This is a genomic window from Streptomyces sp. NPDC001100 (assembly GCF_053598575.1).
This window is the reverse complement of record NZ_JBSFKO010000035.1, coordinates 77,283-94,695: the sequence shown is the minus strand read 5'-3', so window position 1 is coordinate 94,695 and position 17,413 is coordinate 77,283. Positions and strand designations below refer to the sequence as shown.

Sequence of the window (17,413 nt, the reverse complement as noted above, 5' to 3'; positions counted from 1 at the left end):
CGGCGTTGTCAGGTGGTACCGCGCCCGTCGATGGGCCGTGAACCAGCGGCTACGGTCGTCGCGGCGAACTCGCCGCCCGCCAGGGGGATTTCACGCCCGTCTCCTGGACTCAGCCTTCGTATTCGCACCGGTGCGGGCGCGCCCACCGCGAACCGATGAGCGCACCCGGGCGATGAACGGAGAGCGTCAGGCCTTGTAGGCCACGTTCGCCATCATGCCGACCTCACCGTGGTACGCGTTGTGGCAGTGCAGCATCCACTGGCCCGGATTGTCGGCGTCGAGGAACACGGACACCGTCTTCTTGGGCAGCACGATCGCGGTGTCCTTCCGCGGGCCGGTGGTACCGAGCTGGTACGTGTGGCCGTGCAGGTGCATCGGGTGCCACATCTCCGTCGTGTTGACGAAGTCGAGCCGTACGCGCTGACCCTCCTCGATGACGATCGGGTGCGCCTCGGGGTTGTTCATGTCGAACGGCGTGCCGTTGATGGACCAGTCGTACTTCATCATGTTGCCGGTCAGCTTGACCTGGTGCGTGACGTCGGTCTTGGCGGACTTGAGCCGCACGTCGTCGGCGGCCTGCAGCTGGGCCGCCGTCATGATCATGCCGTCGAGTTCCTTCGGGCGCACCGTCGCGGACGGCTTGCTCCCTGACCCCGTGCGCACCAGGGCGAGGCCGCTCGCGTTCTTGCCTTCGGCCAGGGCGACGAGCGGGAAGACTCCGTCGCCGAGGGTGACGAGGACGTCGTACCGCTCGCCCATGCCGACCAGCAGGGCGTCCACGTCCTGGTGCTGGACCGGGAAGCCGTCCGTGTGGGTGATCGTCAGCTTGTGGCCGCCGAGGGCGACCCGGTAAGCGGTGTCCGAGCCGGCGTTGATGATCCGCAGGCGCACCTTCTTGCCGGGCTTGTTGGTGTGGACGTCGGGGTCGGCGGCCACCCGGCCGTTGATGAGGTGGTGCGGGTACTTCACGTCGCCTGCGTCACCGCCGAGCAGCTTGCTGGTGGCGCCCGTGAGCATGAACTTCTTGGACATCTCGCCGGATGAGGAGGCCGAGGCGGACGGTGAGGCGGAACCGCCCATGTCCATCCCGCCCATGTCCCCCATGTCACCCATGCCGGTATCCGAACTGCCAGGGCTCGGGCTGCTGCCCATGTCCATGCCGCTCATGTCCCCCATGTCGGCCATGCCGCGCCTGAGTTCGGCGAAGGCATCGTCGGGGGTGCCGGTGACGCCGTCCAGCCAGTCGTCGAGGAGGACGACCCACTCGTCGTCGTACGACAGAGGCTCCTTGGGGTCCTCGACGATCAGCGGGGCGTACAGGCCGCGGTCGAGCTGCACGCCGACGTGCGGGTGGAAGAAGTACGTGCCGGGGTCGGGGGCGATGAATGAGTAGGTGAAGGTGGAGCCGGCCCGTACGGCGGTCTGGACGGCGGGCGGCACGCCGTCCATGTCGTTGCGCAGCGCGATGCCGTGCCAGTGGACCGACGTGGTGGTCCTGTTCGGGAGCTGGTTGGACAGCTCGGCGACGAGGGTGTCGCCGGCGGAGAGGCGGACCTCCTTGCCGGGAGTACGGCCGTCGAAGGCCCAGGTCCTGGGCATGACCCCGCCGCCCAGGTCGATCATCGCGGGCGCCGCGGTCAGGGTGACCTTCTTCCGCCGTCCCGTGGCTTTGCGCTTCATGTCGGCGGCGGTGACGGCGGAGGCGGTGGGACTGACCAGGGCATTGCCGCCGCCGGAGCCGGAGCCACTGCTACAGGCGGCAAGTACGCCTGCTCCGGCGGCTCCCAGGCCGGCGAGCAGGACGGAGCGTCGGTTGATGCTGTTCATTGCGTTGTGTCCTCTGTTTCGCAACTGCCGATGTGGTCACGGAGGGACGGCACATCGCGCGCCGTCCGGCGCGGCCTACAGACGCAGTTGAGAGAGGACGGAGAGATCGGGCGGAGCACGACCGACCGCGGCGGCGGGTGTGCGTCCCGCCGCGGCCTGCCCCAGGTTCACCAGAGCGTCGAACGAGCTCCGGCCCGGTACGGCGAGCTGCACGGTGTCGACGCTCGCCGAGGTGCAGTGCTGCATGCCAGGCATGGCGCACCCGCCGTCTTCGACGTCGTGCGAGGAGTCGTCCGAGACCGACGTCGACGCATCGCCACCCATCACGTGTACAGACTGGGCAGAACCCGGCATCACGTGCCCGGCATGGACCGACCCCGACATGGACGACGACGTTCCCATCGCGGACGTCTCGTGGTGCACGAGCACGGCCAGCGCGACGCAGAGGGTGAGGAACACCCCGTACGTCCAGCGGACGGCCGTACCGCCTCCGCCACGCGCTGTCCGTATCGCCATGATCTCCACCTGTGTCGTGGGTACCGATCGTCGGAACCGGCATCCTACCCCCTGGGGGTACCCGGATACTCACCCTTGGGCTCCCCGGCCCGAGTCTCGGAATCCCCCTCGGCGATATCGCCTTGCACGGAAGAAGCGGCGAGACTACGAAAACCTTTAGTAGCTATGGAAGAAGTCTGACACACACCGCAATCGGCACCGACAGCGCCCCGACTGGGCAAGTTCGGTGTGGTCAACGGCACTCACGGCTGCATCGGCATGAGCACGAGTGACGCCAACTGGTTCTACGACCAGGTCCACCTCGGCGACCCGGTCACCGTCTTCAACTCCGTCGACACCGTGGCAACCAACAACGTCTACGACGACTGGAACGTCGACTGGACCACCTGGAAGAAGGGCGGCGCGCCGAGTTGACGCGCCGGTTTCCCTATACCGGTGCCCCCCGTACCGCATTGCCCGGTCTCCTCGCGGGGTTCAGCCGGACTGGTCCGTCCCGGCGTCGACGTCGAGGCCGTATGCGAGCCGGCGCAGTGCCGGGCCGTACTCGGGGTGGGTGAGGGCGTGGGCGAACTGGGCTTCGAGGTACGCCTGCGGGGAGCCGGTGTCGTACCAGGTGCCGGCGATGACCTGCCCGTAGACCGGATTGGCGGAGGCGTAGGCGTGCAGAGCGTCGGAGAGGTAGATCTCCCCCTGCGGGTTGTGGTGCCAGCGGCGGGTCTGCTCCTCCAACTCGGCGACGATACCGGGGGTGATCACGTATCCGCCGATCGCGGCGTACGGCGAAGGGGCGTCCTTCGGCTTCGGTTTCTCCATCAGTCCGGAGATGCGTAGGCGACCGCCCCCGAGATCGTCCTTGACGACCGGGACGCCGTAGCGGGAGGAGTCGGCGGGGTCCATCGGCATCAGGGCCAGGACGGGGGCGCCCGTGGCCTCGTATGCCGCCTTGAGCTGCTGGGCGCGCGGGATGTCGGAGACGAAGACGTCGTCCGCCCACAGGACCATGAACGGCTCGTCGCCGATGATGCGGGAGGCGTTGAGGATGGGGGTGCCGTTGCCGTACGGCCCGTTCTGGTGGATGAAGCTGACATGCGCGGCCAGGTCGGAGAGTTCGCGCACGGTGTCGGCGAGTTCGTGCTTGTTCGTGGTGCGCAGTTGCAGCTCCATGTCGGTGTCGGGGGCGAAATGCTGCTGGATCAGGGTCTTCCGGCTGGAGGTGACGATGGTGATGTCCCTGATCCCCGAGGCGACGAGTTCGCGCACGGTGTGTTCGATCACCGGCTTGTCGCCGATGGGAAGCATCTCCTTGGGCAGGGCCTTGGTCAGCGGGAGGAGGCGGCTGCCCAGGCCGGCCACCGGGATCACAGCTTTGCGGATCATGGGATTCCTATCGGGTTCGGCTGGGTGGGTGTGTGCCCAACGTGGTGACCCGGCCGGGCACTTGGCGTCACCGATGGCATTTGGCGGCGCGGTGGGAAGGCGCGGGACTCCGTCACCGCGAAGCGGTCTCCCGCGTCACGCAGAGCCGTGCCAGGTGTGAACGGAAGTCGTCGAGCAGCGCCAGGGCGCCGGCCTCGCTGAACTCGGCCGCGTCGTAGGCGGTCCGTCCCACGAGAGCGCCCTGCGGGGTGCGTCGAACCCGCAGGAAGAAGCCCATGTGGTTGTCCTCCAGCTCGGTGCCGGTGGAGTGGACGACTTTGCCGTGCGCCTGGCCGAAGGCGAGAACGGCGGTGTCGACGTTCGGGAGGTACTCGAACATGCGGTACCAGGTCGGCTCCTTGCCTGTGAGTCCGGGAACCAGTTGAGGGACGGTTCCGAGCAGATCTCGCAGGGGGAACTGGGCGCGTTGGTAAGTGCCTGTGACGGAGGTCCGGACCCTGGTCACCCAGTCGGGCCCGGACTCGCCCGACCGGGTGCGCAACCGCAGCACGGTGGGATAGATGAAAGGGCCGATCAGCTGCCGGGCTTCCGGACGGTCGCGCTGCTCGAAGACAGTGGCCAGCAACAGGTCATCAGTGCCGGTGCGGGCCCGCAGGGCGAGGGCGAACGCGGCCAGGAGCGTGGTGAACGGCGTGCTGCGATGACGTCGCGACCAGGCGAGCACCGTGCGCATCTCGGCGTGGTCTAGCAATTCGGTGCGCAGCACTCGGCTGGCGGGGGACGACCCCGGCCGGAAGGAGATGTCGCGTACGTACCGGGGCGGCTGGACGCCGGCGAGCTCGGTCCGCCATGCCTCACGATCGGATGCTGCCCTGTCGGCGAGCCGCTCGACCTGCCAACGCGCGTACTGGCCGTACTGCATTGTGTTCGGCGGCAGTTGCTGTCCGTGCAGCCGGGCGGTGTACAGCGCGGCCAGTTCGGTGACGGCCAGCCGCAGGGACGTCGGATCGACGGCGAAGTGGTGGAAGACCAGCCCGATCAGGTGCCTCTGCGGCTGGCAGGTGAGGACGAAACCCCTGAGGGACGGGGGCGAGCCGAGATCGACCGGAGTCCTTTCCAGGAGGGCCGCCAGCCGGTTCCCGTCGGTTGCGGGGTCGCCGGACGTGTCGAGCGGCTCCAGCGCGGCATCCTCGACGGGCTCGATCTCCATCTCGGTGGTGCCTGCCACTGGTCGGGACCGGAGGGGTTCGTGCCGCGCGATCAGGTCCCGGAACGCCGCGTCGAGGACCTGGGGGTCCAGCGCTCCCTGCACGTCGACGACGATGTTCATGGTGTTCCGGGGGTTGGTGACGGCTCCGGGCCGGATCTCCTCCGCCTGTATGGCGTTCCTCTGGGAAAGGGACATCTCGCTTCTCATCGTGCGCTCTCCTTGATCAGGGAGTCCGGGTAGCTCGTGGCGCGGGCTCGGGCGTCGAGCAGGCGGTGGTGCATGCCTTCGAGGAGCGCTGGAGACCGCCCGCTCCGCTGCCAGGCGGCGTACGGGATCCCGAAGCCGAGTCGCTCCCACAGGCGGGCGTTGTGTGCCTCGTGCGCCCCGAAGGGCTCAAGCAGGACGACGGGGGTCGCTGCGGCCAGCGAGTCCATCAGAGTGCCGCCGCCGGGCTTGCTGATCATCGCCATGGCGCTGCGGGCCAGGTGGAAGGAATCGTGGTGCGCCGCGGATCGCCGGAAGTCGGCCCTGCCGTCGGACTGCACCTGGCCGAACAGCGGGAATCCGTCGTCGTGCCAGGGGTGCCAGTTCGGGTCGATCATGAAATACCGGCAGTCAGAGGCGCGGGCCTGGGCTCCGGCGCCGGGGATGTCTCCGCGCTCGTACGCGATGATGTCCAACGCCAGCCCGCAGTCGGCCAGTTCGCGGGCACGCGCCGCGTACGTCCCCATGCCCCAGCCGCCTCCATGGACCAGGAAGCGGGGTTCCCGTTCCGCCCAACCGACCGGTTCGGCCGGGCTCACCGGGATGGTCCGGGCGATCGAACCCGCGTGTTCCTCCAGCAGCCAGACGTCCCGGCAGCCTGTCCGCGCCCCCTCTGTCCCCATGCCCGACGACGCGGCGGACGTGAACGAGGGCGACGCGACCGAGTCGACGTGGCAGGCATGGACACGGACGCCGGGCCGCTGTGCGGCGTACCACCGGGCGGCGGGCAGCCAGAATCCGGAGAGCACCACGAGCAGGTCCACCTCTGCGGCCGTCCACTCGGCGAGCAACGCCCGGACGGCTTCCTCGTCCAGGCCCGCGGAGTTCTGGTTCGACAGCCGCTGCCCGGCCAGGGCCAATCGGAAGTCACGGTGAAAGGCGTGCTTGGACGCGGGTATCCGGCTGCGCCTGTCCGGCGGCAGGAACCGCTCGAGCACGTCGACGCGGACCGGTCGGCCGGACTCGGTGAGCCGACGGGCCAGCAGCAGTCCCGGTACGTGCACTCCCAGTGCCACGCCCGAGGTGAGCACGGCGATCATCGGTCGGCCCCGGTGGCGCAGGCCGGGGCACGCAGCGCGTCCTTCAGTTTGTGGCTGCGGAGGCGCCGGGTGACGAGATCACGGAGCCCGGCGCAGCCGAGGTGTGAAAGCGACCTGTCCTCCGGCCTCTCGGTAGCAGGCCACAAAGGCGGCGTCCTTCTCGATGTCGTCGAACAGGGCCAGGGAGACGAAGTCGGCGTGCGGGTCACCCCAGAAGGCCCGCTCGGCGTCGATAAGTCCTTCGATACGCGGCTATCGGTACGGACTTCGCGGGTCGCCAGGACGGCGGTGCCTTGGCCGAAGGCCTCGCTCACCGCTGCGGACAGTTCCTCGCCGCTCACCGCTTGCCTGGTTCGAGTGTGCATGGCGCTCCCTCCTTGGCTGTGTGGCCGGTGTCGGACCGCAGTAGCCGGATCATGGGTGCCGCGAACATCGCGCTGATCAGGGCACGGGACAGCAGGTAGGCGGTGGACCACAGCAGGCTCAGGGCGACCGCGTCGGAGCGGGGCAGCAGCTTCCACGTGTCGGTGAGCAGCAGGACACAGACTCCTTGCGGACCGCCGAACCCCCCGACGGAGACGGGCAGTTGGGTGGCGAGGAGGAACAACGCGCCGAACTGCGCGAGGTGTCCCGGGCCGAGGCGGTGGCCCGAGTCGAGCAGCAACAGCCACCAGGCGGCGATCATTGCAAGCGCCAGGGCGAGCCGCAGCGCCAGTTGCATCGTCATCTCGGCGGGGCTGCTACGGATGAAGGCGGCCAGGAACTCACTGCCGCGTATCCGGGGGAAGACCCGACGTGCCGCCGGCAGCCAGGCCCAGAAGAGGAGGAGAGCCAGTGCCAGGCACGCGCTGATGCCCAGCAGCACGACGTCTGCGGACAGTCCGGTACTGCCGAGCGCCGCGCCGGCCAATACGAATGCGATCACCGCGGCGGCGTCGGCGAGGGTCAGGACCTCGGTGGCTCCAAGGGTCCGTGCCATCCCCACCCGCCAGCGGCGGTGAAAGTACACCGGGGCGATCAGCTTGGTGAGAGGCGGGAAGATCAGCCCGAGAAGCTGTTTGCCGCACACGATCGTCACCACGTGACGGATGGGCACATGAGGGGCGAGATGGCGGCGGTAGACCAGTGTGAACCCGGTGGTGTCCAAGGCGTAGAACGCCACGGTGTAGCCCAGTGCCACCAGAGCGATCACCCCTGGGTGGGTTTCGTGGAGGGCTCGGGCCAGAGCCGTCCGGTCAACTCCGCGCAGTGCCCACCAGCAGATCGCACCCGCGGCACCTGCTGCGGCCAAAGCGCTGGTGATCCTGCGCAGCGGTCCTTTGCGCGCACGGGTAGATGGGCCCGCGTTGATGGATGTTCCGACGGCTCCGGTCATCGTCCGGGCCTTCCGCTGAGGGCATCGAGGTAGATGTCTTCCATGACGGCGACCCGCTCGGCGGCGTCTGAGTAATTCGCGGTGCCTGGCTGGTCCAGCGTGTGGAGGATTCGGGAGAACTGATCGTCGTAATAGGCGGACGGTTGGAAGGACTCGACCCGGCGCCGGCCCTCCTGCGGAGCGATGACCAGATTGACGGGGAACGGCCCGGCAGCCGGTCGCAGGAAGTTGTTCAGCCGTACGCGGCCGCCGCTGAAGGTGAACTCGTGCTCCGCGCGATGCGGCTCGGCCAAAGCCGCGTCAAGCGTGGCGCGCAGACCGGACGGCCAGGTCAGCGTGGCCGTGAAGTCCAGGTCCACACCGCCCGGACCGCTGAAGTCGGAGTGACCGCCCGCGGTGGTGTTGGCGAGACCGACCGTGGCCTGTACGGCCTGCAACCAGTAGCTCGCAGTGTCGAGAAACGCGCCGCCGCCCAGCTCGGGCACGAAGCGGTAACCGGAGCCGACCGCGACGTCGAAGGAGATCCGGGAGCGGATCCCGGTCAGTTCGCCCAGTTCCCGCGATGCGATCAGGGCTCGGATCACGGTCTGCCAGGGGTGATGGGCGGTCATCACCGCCTCAATGACGTGGACACCTCCGGCCAACGCAGCGGTCCGCAGCGCGTGCAACTCGTGGCGCCCGAGGCACAGCGGCTTCTCCACGATCACGTGCTTGCCCGCGCGGGCGGCCTCGGCGGCCCACTGGGCGTGAGCCGAGTTGTGCAGCGACACATAGACGGTGTCGACGCCTGGGTCGGCGAGCAATGCCCGGTAGTTGGGGTGGGCGACGGGGATCCCGTGGGTCCAGCGGAAGGTCTCGGCCCGGTCGGCGGTACTGGCGGCGACTGCCCGCACCCGTATGCCGGGCCGTCCGGCCGAGGGCCGTACGATGGCCCGCTCCGCGATCCGGGTCGCGCCGAGCAGCCCGATCTCATGGGGCATGTGACACCTCGGTGGGCTGCCGGCCCATCAGGTCGAGGGCCTCGCCCATGATCTCGTCCAGCAGACGGTCCTCTTCTTGGCTGCGGGCCACCACGGCGTAGTAAAGGCGGCCTCGCGGCGGTCGGAGTGTTCCGGCTGTCAGCGGAAGCAGTCCTGGACGGCCCGCCCGGAGCAGTGCGCCACGTTCGTCGAGGACGGTCGTCAGTCGGTCGAAGACACGGGAGGCCGTGGACGGTTCGGGCAGGCGCACCGTACGGACGGACAGCCGGGCGGTCGTGCCCGGGCCGGCCAGCCGCCGCTCAAGGGCCAGGCTGATCAGGCCCATCGAGACCCGGGGATTGATTTCGAGAACCGGGACGAGGGAACCGTCGCGCAGGAGCATCGAGTCGACGCAGACCGGACCGTGGTACCCCTCGGCGGCCAGGGCCGCACCGACGCCGTTGATCAACTCCCGGTAGCGGGCCTGGGCGAGGCGCTGTTCCAAAGCCGCCGGGATGGGACGTGATCCGGTGTAGGAGAACTCCGTGTTCTGCATGAGCCTGATGCCGCGCCAGCGGATCTCGCCGTCCCCGGTGACGTGGATCTGCGCCGAGAAGTCGACGACCCGGTCGTAGTGGGGCTGCACGAACAGCTCCACAGTCGCGCCCTGGTCCACCTGCCGTTGAAGGACCCGGGCGACGGTGCCCAGCATCCGTGGTGATGACACCGCGATGGTGCCGCGACCGGCCACGCCGTAGGGGTCCTTGATCACTGCCGCAGCGGTGCCAAGTTGTTTCACCTGCGCCAGTAGTTCCGGTACCGACCTGGCCACCGTGCCGGCGCCGCGGAGTCCCATCGTCCGTACGAGCGCGTTCGACCACGTCTTCGAGGAGACCCGGCGCACCACGTCGGCACCGGGCAGATCCGCCCGCAGACCACAGGCGCGGATCAGGGGTGCGGTCTCCGGCAGGACGGCGTAGGGCGCCAGGCCGTAACCGGCCAGGTCTCCGGGCGGCGCGTGCAGCAGCCGCTGCTCGACCGTCAGGTGCGTGTCGTCGGTACCGGGGGACGGCGCCGGCCGGTACCGCAGCGCGATGCCGGCTCCGGCCAGGGCGCCGATGAACGAGTCCGGCAGGGCTGACCCGGTAATCAGCAGGTCATCGGGGCCGCACAGTACGGCAAGCAGCTCATCCATGGCAGCGACCACCCGGTCGCCGCCCGGGCTGCGGACATTGGGGAGCGTGGCCAGCCCGCTCGGGCGCCAGCTGCGCTCGGCGTCGAACGTGCCGAGCCGGATCAGCTTGCTCTCGCTCATATCGGCTGGCGCTGATGCTGCTGGTACGCGTCGGTCGTCACGAATTCGCAGAACTGCCGTACCGAGTCGAGCTGTGCGAGCTCCAGGCTCTCGAAGTCGAGTTCCAGGTCGAATTCGTCCTCGATACGGAGCAGGAACGTGATCATCTGGATCGAGTCGAGCCCGAGGTCGTTGACGATTCCGGTGTCGTCGGTGATATCGGCCACCAGATCCTGGCCGAGGATCCCGCCCAGGACGGCCTTGACCCGTTCCTGGACCGAGGCACCCGATCCATAACCGTTCACCTGGTCACACTCCGTTCAGATAGAGAAGGATGCACTTGGAGCAGACGGGCATCAGTCCGGTGCCGCTGAGTACCTCTCGCACCCGGCGGAACGGTTCGCCCTGCCAGACCTCGGCAACGCTGTTCGCGTAGAGGTCCCCGATGACGAACTCGGGGAAGAACTTGCAGGAACTGACCTTGCCGTCGGCGTGAACCTCCAGCCGGTTGGACACCGCCAGACAGCGGCTGCGCTGCTGCGCCGGCTGCGGCGTTCCCAGGACGAAGTCGGCGACCTCGTCGGGTTGCAGCTGCGGCTGGTAGCGGATGCGCACCCGCCATGTCCGTTCGGCGAGCTTGGCCATGGACCCGCGCAGTGTCTCGATGAGGTCGGGGTTCAGGCGGTAGGTGTAGGAGTGCCAGGTCGGTTTCGCGCCGGGGGACGGCTGGTCGAGCCACTTGAAGGACTTCTCGTACAGTTCGTCCATGGACTGGGCCACCGGCGGGCTGATGTACCAGGGGAACTGGAAGTAGACGGAGTTGACGCCGAGTTCCTCGGCCCACTCCATGAACTCGTACATGCCGCCCACGGTCTGGTCGCTCACCATGCACGAGATCGAGATCTCGCCCTGGAACTCTCCTGAGCGCTGGAGGTCGAGCATCGTCTCGATGTTGCGGATCGTGCGCGGGAAGGTGCCGCGTCCGCGGAGCGCCTCGTGGTCGCCGCCGAGGCCGTCCAGGCTCACCAGCAGATTCAGGCCCGGCCCGAGCGGCAGCAGGTGGGGCAGATTGCGCTCCAGCATCAGGCCGTTGGTGCACATGTTGATGGTGCGCGGGGTCCGCGCCAGCAGCTCCGAGATCTCCGCGAAGCGGGTGTGCATCAGCGGCTCGCCGCCCCAGAGGAAGACCTTGGCCCGCGTCTCCTCGGTGGCCCGCAGCACCCGGTCGACCACGTCCACGTCCAGCTCGGTGCGTTGCTTCTCCTTGCTGAAGTCGTGGAAGAAGCCCTGATCGCTCCACTGGTAGCAGTGGTCGCATCGCAGATTGCAACGATAGGTGAGCTGCATGCTCACCTCACGCGGCATCGGCGTCGCGTATCCCGGATCCAGGACGAGGTTTCTCCGGGTCTCGGAGCGAATGGCGACGGTGCGTCGCAGATCGGCGAATTCGCTGGAATTGAACTTGCGGTCTGTTTTCGGATGCACAGTGCATTCCTCTTGTTGTCGGCCGGCAACGCATCTGCGCCACAGTGGCTTTATCTGCGTGCCGGCCCGGTGACGGTCCAGGTGTCGTTGCCGGTGAGGAGTGCGCCCAGGTCGCCCTTGCCGTGTTGTTCGACGGCTCGTTCGAGTTGGTCGGCCATGTCGGCGTCGTAGACCGGGCGGTCGATGTCGCGCAGTACGCCGATCGGGGTGTGGTGCAGGGTGTCGGGGTCGGCGAGGCGGGACAGCGCGAAGGCGTTGGTGGAGCCGGCCGCGTGCGCGTCGTGGATCACGATGTCCGACTGGTTGGCCTCGGTGACATCGACCACCCGCAGGTCGCCGGTGGCGGGATCCCGTACGACACCGCGCGAACCGTCGGTTCCGAACCGGATCGGCTGCCCGTGTTCCAGGCGGATGAGGGCTTCCTGGGCGGACTGCCGGTCCTTGAGTGCGTCGAAGGCGCCGTCGTTGAAGATGTTGCAGTTCTGGTAGATCTCGACCAGCGCGGTACCGGGGTGGGCGGCCGCCTCGCGGAGGACCTCCGTCAGGTGCCTGCGGTCGGAGTCGATCGTGCGGGCCACGAAGGACGCCTCCGCGCCGATCGCGAGCGACACCGGGTTGAACGGGGCGTCCAGCGAACCCATCGGCGTCGACTTCGTGATCTTCCCGACCTCCGAGGTCGGTGAGTACTGGCCCTTCGTCAGGCCGTAGATCCGGTTGTTGAAGAGGAGGATCTTGAGGTTGACGTTGCGGCGCAGGGCGTGGATCAGATGGTTGCCGCCGATGGACAGCGCGTCGCCGTCGCCGGTGACCACCCAGACGCTCAGGTCGCGGCGCGAGGTGGACAGGCCGGTGGCGATGGCGGGGGCGCGGCCGTGGATGGAGTGCATCCCGTAGGTGTTCATGTAGTACGGGAAGCGGGACGAGCAGCCGATGCCGGAGACGAAGACGATGTTCTCGCGGGCCAGACCGAGTTCGGGCATGAAGCCCTGTACCGCGGCGAGGATCGCGTAGTCGCCGCAGCCGGGGCACCAGCGCACTTCCTGGTCCGACTTGAAGTCCTTCATCGACTGCTTCGCGTCGGTCTTCGGGACCAGGGAGAGTGCCGTGATCCCCTGCGTCGGGTGGTCGACGACGGGTGCCTCAGACATCTGCGCTCTCCTCCTGCACGGTCGTGATGGCGCGGGCGAGTTGCTCGGCCTTGAACGGCAAGCCGGTGACCTGGGTGTACGAACGCACGTCGACCAAGTACCTGGCCCGCAGCAGTTGGGCGAGCTGGCCGAGGTTCATCTCCGGGACGACGACGCGGTCGTAGGAGCGCAGCACTTCGCCGAGATTTCCCGGGAAGGGGTTGAGGTGGCGCAGATGCGCCTGCGCGACGGCGCCGCCGGCACGCCTGATGCGCCGGACGGCCGCGGTGATGGGCCCGTATGTGGAACCCCAGCCGAGCACCAGAGTGCGCGCTTGCCCGGAAGGATCGTCGACTGCGATGTCCGGGACGGCGATTCCGTCGATCTTCGCCTGCCGGGTGCGGACCATCAGGTCGTGGTTGGCCGGGTCGTAGGAGATGTTGCCGGGGCCGTCCTGCTTCTCGATGCCGCCGATCCGGTGTTCGAGTCCGGGTGTGCCGGGGACCGCCCAGGGCCGGGCCAGGGTCCGCGGATCCCGCTTGTACGGCCAGAAGACCTCGGTGCCGTCGGCAGCGGTGTGGTTCGGCCGGGTGGCGAACTGGACCCGCAGGTCTGGGAGTTCGTCGGCCTCGGGGATCCGCCAGGGTTCGGAGCCGTTGGCGAGGTAGCCGTCGGAGAGCAGGAAGACGGGGGTGCGGTAGGTGAGTGCGATGCGGGCGGCCTCGACCGCGGCGTCGAAACAGTCCGCGGGGGTGCGCGGCGCGACGATGGGTACCGGGGCCTCGCCGTTGCGCCCGTACATCGCCTGGAGGAGGTCGGCCTGTTCGGTCTTGGTGGGCAGACCGGTGGACGGGCCGCCGCGCTGGATGTCGATCACCAGGAGCGGCAGTTCGAGGGAGACCGCGAGGCCGATGGTCTCCGACTTCAGCGCGACGCCGGGACCGGAGGTGGTGGTCACCGCGAGCGAGCCGCCGAAGGCCGCGCCGAGGGCGGCGCCGACGCCGGCGATCTCGTCCTCGGCCTGGAACGTGCGCACCCCGAAGTTCTTGTGCCTGCTCAGCTCGTGCAGGATGTCGCTCGCCGGGGTGATCGGGTACGAGCCCAGGTACAGCAGCAGGTCGGCCTGCCTGCTCGCGGCGATCAGGCCGTACGACAGGGCCAGGTTCCCCGAGATGTTGCGGTACTGGCCGGCCGGGAAGGCCGCTGCGGCCGGCTGCACCTCGTAGGAGACCGCGAAGTCCTCGGTGGTCTCGCCGAAGTTCCAACCCGCCCTGAAAGCGGCGATGTTCGCCTCGGCGATGTCCGGCTTCTTCGCGAACTTCTTCCGCAGGAAGCCCTCGGTGCCCTCTGTCGGACGGTGGTACATCCAGGACAGCAGCCCGAGCGCGAACATGTTCTTGCTGCGCTCGGCCTCCTTCCGCGACAGCGGGAAATCCTTCAACGCGCCCACGGTCAGGGTCGTCAGCGGCACCGGGTGCACCGAGTAACCCTGGAGCGAACCGTCGTCCAGCGGGCTGGCGGGGTAACCGACTCTGGCCAGTGCGCGCTTGGTGAACTCATCGGTGTTCACGATGATCTCCGCGCCGCGCGGCAGGTCGTCGACATTCGCCTTCAGCGCGGCCGGGTTCATCGCCACCAGCACGTCGGGGGCGTCGCCCGGCGTCAGGATGTCGTGATCGGCGAAGTGCAGCTGGAAACTTGACACTCCCGGCAGGGTGCCTGCGGGGGCCCTGATCTCCGCCGGGAAGTTCGGCAGCGTCGACAGATCATTCCCGAACGACGCCGTCTCCGAGGTGAACCGGTCCCCCGCGAGCTGCATCCCGTCGCCGGAGTCCCCGGCGAATCGGATGATCACCCGATCCAGCCGCCGGATCTCCTTGGCCGGACGGCGCTGCTCACCGAGGACCGGTTGTTCGGCCGCTGGGCTGCTGACCTGACTCGTCACTGGATCGGACCTCCGTCGAAGCGGCGCACGCGTGTCGCCGTGACTCTGTCGTGGGACGGCACCCGGCTCATCCGCCGTGGTAGGGGCACTGACCGCGGCCGAGGTCGCGGGCCTGGTCGTCGAGGTAGAAGTTGGGGCGCTGGTCGGCCTGGTCGTAGTACCGGTGGAAGACCGGGGTGATGCCGCCGGACAGCGGGGGGACGATCCAGGTCCAGTCGGCGGGGACGGTTCTGCCCGCGCGCTGTTCCTTCTCCAGGTGGGTCAGGAAGCGCCGGGACTCGGTGTGGTGGTCGCTGATACGGGCGCCGGCCTCGTTGAAGGAGTGCAGGACGGCCACATTGAGTTCGACCAGGGCGCGGTCGCGCCACAGGGAGGTTTCGCTGTCGGTGTCCAGGCCCAGGCGGGTGGCGATGAGCGGCAACAGGTCGTAGCGGCCTTCGTCGACCAGGTTGCGGGCGCCGATCTCCGTGCCCATGTACCAGCCGTTGAAGGGGGCGAGCGGGTAGTCGAGGCCGCCGATGCGCAGCCGCATGTTGGAGATGGCCGGCAGTGCGTGCCAGCGCAGTTCCAGGTCGGCGAACCAGGGGTGTTCGGGGTGACTGAGCGGGACTTCGAGGACGGCGTCGGCGGGGACGTCGAAGAGCTGCGGCTTGGTGTCGTGGGTGCTGACGACCAGGGGCAGGACGTCGAAGGCGCCGCCGGGGGCGTTCCAGCCCATTCGCTGGACCAGTTCGGTGAAGTCGGCGTACGCGGGGTCCCCGATGACGCTGCCGTCGCTCTGCCGGTAACCGGCGTAGCGGATGAGCTGGTCGTTCCATACCCGCGGGCTGGGGCGGCCGGGGACGTCGGGGGCGAAGACGGAGATCACCGGGCGGATGCGGCCGCCGTTGGTGCCCTGCCGGAGATGGGTGATCAGGTGCTGGTGGATTTCCTCGGGGGCGGTGGCATCGCGACGGTCCAGGACCTGCAGGCTGTTCCAGTACAGGCGGCCGATGCAGCGGCTGCTGTTGCGCCAGGCCACCCGGGCGCCGAAGGCGAGTTCGGCGGAGCTGTGGCGGTAGGTGCCGGTGTCGCGGATCTGCCGCTGTATCTCCTGGAGCCGCGTGTGGAGGGAGTGCGGCTGGTCGGGGTGTTCGCGGTGGTGCATCCGGATGAAGTCCTCGGCTTCGGCTGGGTCGGCCTGGCCGGCCCCGCCGGAGACAGGGAGCGACGCGGGGTCCTCGTAGGTGGGCTGGGGGCGCGGGGGCGGGTGGGGCGCGAGGCGTGCGGCAAGGGTGTCGGAAGGGTTCATGGCCTGTCCTCGGAAGGGGGCAGCTCGGCCCGGGGCGGCGGGTGTCGGGAGGAGCGGCCGGTGGCCGCCCGCTGTAGTGCGCGTGGGCGCCTGCGCCGGTCACCGGGGCCGGGCACCGACGACAGGTTGTGGTCCCGGTGACGACGAGACGCCCACGCGGTTCTCGGGGGCGGCCGGGCGTCAGGCGCTGCTGCCGGGTGCGGCGCCGACGGACTGCCCGGTCCGGGGCGAGCGGGCGATGGAGGTGCCGAACAGTTCGTCCCAGTAGGGGGCGCTGATGCCGAAACCCCGGGTGTCATCGCGGAAGTGATGGCGCATGTGGTACTCGCGCAGGGTGCGCAGCAGGCGGTTCTTCGGTTTGCCGTGGTGCAAGTAGAGGTGGAACAGGTCGTAGGCGAGGTATCCGACGATGTAGCCGGCTCCGAAGACCAGCGGCACACCGAGCAGCCCGCTGGAGAAGTAAAAGGCCGACCCGACCATGGGGATGCTGAGCAGGGGGCTGAGGATGGAGCGGCGGGCGTCCTGCGGGTACTCGTGGTGGACGCCGTGCAGGAGGTAGTGAAGTTTGGCGCCGAAGCCGCGCTCGGGCTCGTAGTGCAGGACGATCCGGTGGCCCCAGTATTCGGACAGGGTCCAGTAGACGTAGCCGGCGAGCCCCCAGCCGAGGAGGGACCAGCCGCCGCCGCGGCCGACCGAGACGACGGTGGCGCCGACGGCTACGGGGGCGAACATGATGACGGTGGTGGCCGGGCTGACATGGATGAGCTTGTCAAGGAGCCGAATGCCGGTCACGGAGGGGGCGTTGCCCCGCCTGACGGCACCCTTGCTGACGGAGGCCGGCTTGGTCGGGGCGTTCACAGACTCGCCTCCCTGGGTCCCATGTGGCCCAGCCGTGCCTCGTAGCCGATGCGGGCCTGGTAGTCGGTGGTGCGCAGCAGCTGGTCGGCCTTCAGGAGCCGTCCCATGGCGTCGCGCCAGGGCTGGGGCAGCAGGAACAGGGAGCGGGTGACCGGGTTGGTCCAGCCGGGGACGTAGACGTTGTAGCGGGGGCGGCGGGCGGTGCGGAGCACGGCCGCGGCGATGTCCTGGGGGGTGAGCAGGGGGACGAAGCGGCCCTTGCTGACGCCGGAGGTCAGTTCGGTCTGGGCGGGGATGGGCAGGATGATCGACAGGTCCACGCCGGAGCCGCGCAGTTCTGCGCGTACTCCCTCGGACAGGCCCACCACGGCGTGCTTGGCGGCCGAGTAGGTGGCGCAGCCGGGCAGGCCGATCATGCCGACGGCGGAGACCATGTTGATGATGTGGCCGTGTCCGCGCTCGCGCATCGGGCCCAGCGCGGACTTCATGCCGTTGATGGTGCCGAGCAGGTTGACGTTGATCTGGTGGAGGGTGGCCTCGTCGCTCTCGTTCTCGAAGCGGCTGACCAGCATCTCGCCCGCGTTGTTGACGAAGATGTCGATGGGGCCGAGGTCGGCCTCGACCGTCTTCCAGAATTGTTTGGCGGATGCCGGGTCGGTCACGTCCAGTGGGTAGGCGTGGGCGCCGATCTGGTCGGCGACCGTGGCCGCGAAGTCGTGGTTGCGGGCGCCGATGGCGACCTTGGCGCCCTGCTTGATGAATGCCTCGGCGGTGGCGCGGCCGATGCCGCGGCTGCCGCCGGTGATGGCGACGACCTGGTTGGTCAGTTTCCTCGACACGGGTCC

17 protein-coding genes are annotated in these 17,413 nt (G+C 68.7%); 1 reads left to right on the top strand and 16 read right to left on the bottom strand.

Annotation, left to right across the window (positions count from 1 at the left end; all coding sequences use genetic code 11):
* Positions 1-186: 186 nt before the first annotated feature.
* Both ACWDEW_RS37420 and ACWDEW_RS37415 read right to left on the bottom strand, forming a co-directional pair.
* On the bottom strand, positions 187-1,827 hold the full coding sequence (locus ACWDEW_RS37420) for a multicopper oxidase family protein (protein WP_450519069.1): 1,641 nt from the start codon (positions 1,825-1,827) through the stop codon (positions 187-189).
* Positions 1,828-1,902: 75 nt separating this feature from the next.
* Complete coding sequence (locus ACWDEW_RS37415) at positions 1,903-2,343, bottom strand: DUF6153 family protein (protein WP_450519067.1); 441 nt, start codon at positions 2,341-2,343, stop codon at positions 1,903-1,905.
* A gap of 228 nt (positions 2,344-2,571) precedes the next feature.
* On the opposite strand from ACWDEW_RS37415, the gene ACWDEW_RS37410 reads away from it, so the two are divergent.
* A complete protein-coding gene (locus ACWDEW_RS37410) occupies positions 2,572-2,757 on the top strand; it encodes a L,D-transpeptidase family protein (RefSeq protein ID WP_450519065.1) in 186 nt (61 codons plus the stop codon).
* A 60-nt stretch (positions 2,758-2,817) separates the two neighbouring features.
* Here ACWDEW_RS37410 and ACWDEW_RS37405 read toward each other — a convergent pair whose 3' ends face one another.
* From ACWDEW_RS37405 to ACWDEW_RS37340, 14 genes are all read right to left on the bottom strand, one after another.
* A complete protein-coding gene (locus tag ACWDEW_RS37405; RefSeq protein ID WP_450519063.1) occupies positions 2,818-3,720 on the bottom strand; it encodes a UTP--glucose-1-phosphate uridylyltransferase in 903 nt (300 codons plus the stop codon).
* Positions 3,721-3,832: 112 nt separating this feature from the next.
* The gene (locus tag ACWDEW_RS37400) at positions 3,833-5,125 is read right to left on the bottom strand and encodes a condensation domain-containing protein (RefSeq protein WP_450519061.1); all 1,293 of its coding nucleotides are present in this window, start codon (positions 5,123-5,125) and stop codon (positions 3,833-3,835) included.
* An 8-nt stretch (positions 5,126-5,133) separates the two neighbouring features.
* Entirely contained in the window at positions 5,134-6,234 is a 1,101-nt protein-coding gene (locus tag ACWDEW_RS37395) for a hypothetical protein (protein ID WP_450519059.1), read from the bottom strand.
* A 78-nt stretch (positions 6,235-6,312) separates the two neighbouring features.
* Positions 6,313-6,480 (bottom strand): hypothetical protein, encoded by a 168-nt coding sequence (locus ACWDEW_RS37390; RefSeq protein ID WP_450519106.1) that lies wholly within the window; start codon positions 6,478-6,480, stop codon positions 6,313-6,315.
* 91 nt (positions 6,481-6,571) lie between these two features.
* Positions 6,572-7,609: a lysylphosphatidylglycerol synthase domain-containing protein gene (locus ACWDEW_RS37385; protein ID WP_450519057.1), complete on the bottom strand. Its 1,038-nt coding sequence runs from the start codon at positions 7,607-7,609 to the stop codon at positions 6,572-6,574.
* On the bottom strand, positions 7,606-8,589 hold the full coding sequence (locus ACWDEW_RS37380; protein ID WP_450519055.1) for a Gfo/Idh/MocA family protein: 984 nt from the start codon (positions 8,587-8,589) through the stop codon (positions 7,606-7,608). Before ACWDEW_RS37380 ends, ACWDEW_RS37385 begins: the two co-directional genes overlap by 4 nt.
* Positions 8,579-9,883: a peptide ligase PGM1-related protein gene (locus ACWDEW_RS37375; RefSeq protein WP_450519054.1), complete on the bottom strand. Its 1,305-nt coding sequence runs from the start codon at positions 9,881-9,883 to the stop codon at positions 8,579-8,581. Before ACWDEW_RS37375 ends, ACWDEW_RS37380 begins: the two co-directional genes overlap by 11 nt.
* Positions 9,880-10,167 carry an acyl carrier protein gene (locus ACWDEW_RS37370; protein ID WP_450519052.1) on the bottom strand — a complete coding sequence of 96 codons (288 nt, stop codon included), beginning with the start codon at positions 10,165-10,167 and terminating at the stop codon, positions 9,880-9,882. Before ACWDEW_RS37370 ends, ACWDEW_RS37375 begins: the two co-directional genes overlap by 4 nt.
* A 4-nt stretch (positions 10,168-10,171) precedes the next feature.
* Positions 10,172-11,209, bottom strand: a complete 1,038-nt coding sequence (locus tag ACWDEW_RS37365; protein WP_450519050.1) for a radical SAM protein — start codon at positions 11,207-11,209, stop codon at positions 10,172-10,174.
* A 188-nt stretch (positions 11,210-11,397) separates the two neighbouring features.
* Complete coding sequence (locus ACWDEW_RS37360; RefSeq protein WP_450519048.1) at positions 11,398-12,495, bottom strand: 2-oxoacid:ferredoxin oxidoreductase subunit beta; 1,098 nt, start codon at positions 12,493-12,495, stop codon at positions 11,398-11,400.
* The gene (locus ACWDEW_RS37355) at positions 12,488-14,419 is read right to left on the bottom strand and encodes a 2-oxoacid:acceptor oxidoreductase subunit alpha (RefSeq protein WP_450519046.1); all 1,932 of its coding nucleotides are present in this window, start codon (positions 14,417-14,419) and stop codon (positions 12,488-12,490) included. The genes ACWDEW_RS37360 and ACWDEW_RS37355 overlap by 8 nt, the downstream gene beginning before the upstream one ends.
* 67 nt (positions 14,420-14,486) lie before the next feature.
* Positions 14,487-15,710 carry a nitric oxide synthase oxygenase gene (locus ACWDEW_RS37350; RefSeq protein ID WP_450519044.1) on the bottom strand — a complete coding sequence of 408 codons (1,224 nt, stop codon included), beginning with the start codon at positions 15,708-15,710 and terminating at the stop codon, positions 14,487-14,489.
* A 180-nt stretch (positions 15,711-15,890) separates the two neighbouring features.
* On the bottom strand, positions 15,891-16,568 hold the full coding sequence (locus ACWDEW_RS37345) for a sterol desaturase family protein (RefSeq protein ID WP_450519042.1): 678 nt from the start codon (positions 16,566-16,568) through the stop codon (positions 15,891-15,893).
* Positions 16,565-17,407, bottom strand: a complete 843-nt coding sequence (locus ACWDEW_RS37340; RefSeq protein ID WP_450519040.1) for an SDR family oxidoreductase — start codon at positions 17,405-17,407, stop codon at positions 16,565-16,567. The genes ACWDEW_RS37345 and ACWDEW_RS37340 overlap by 4 nt, the downstream gene beginning before the upstream one ends.
* Positions 17,408-17,413 lie beyond the last annotated feature (6 nt).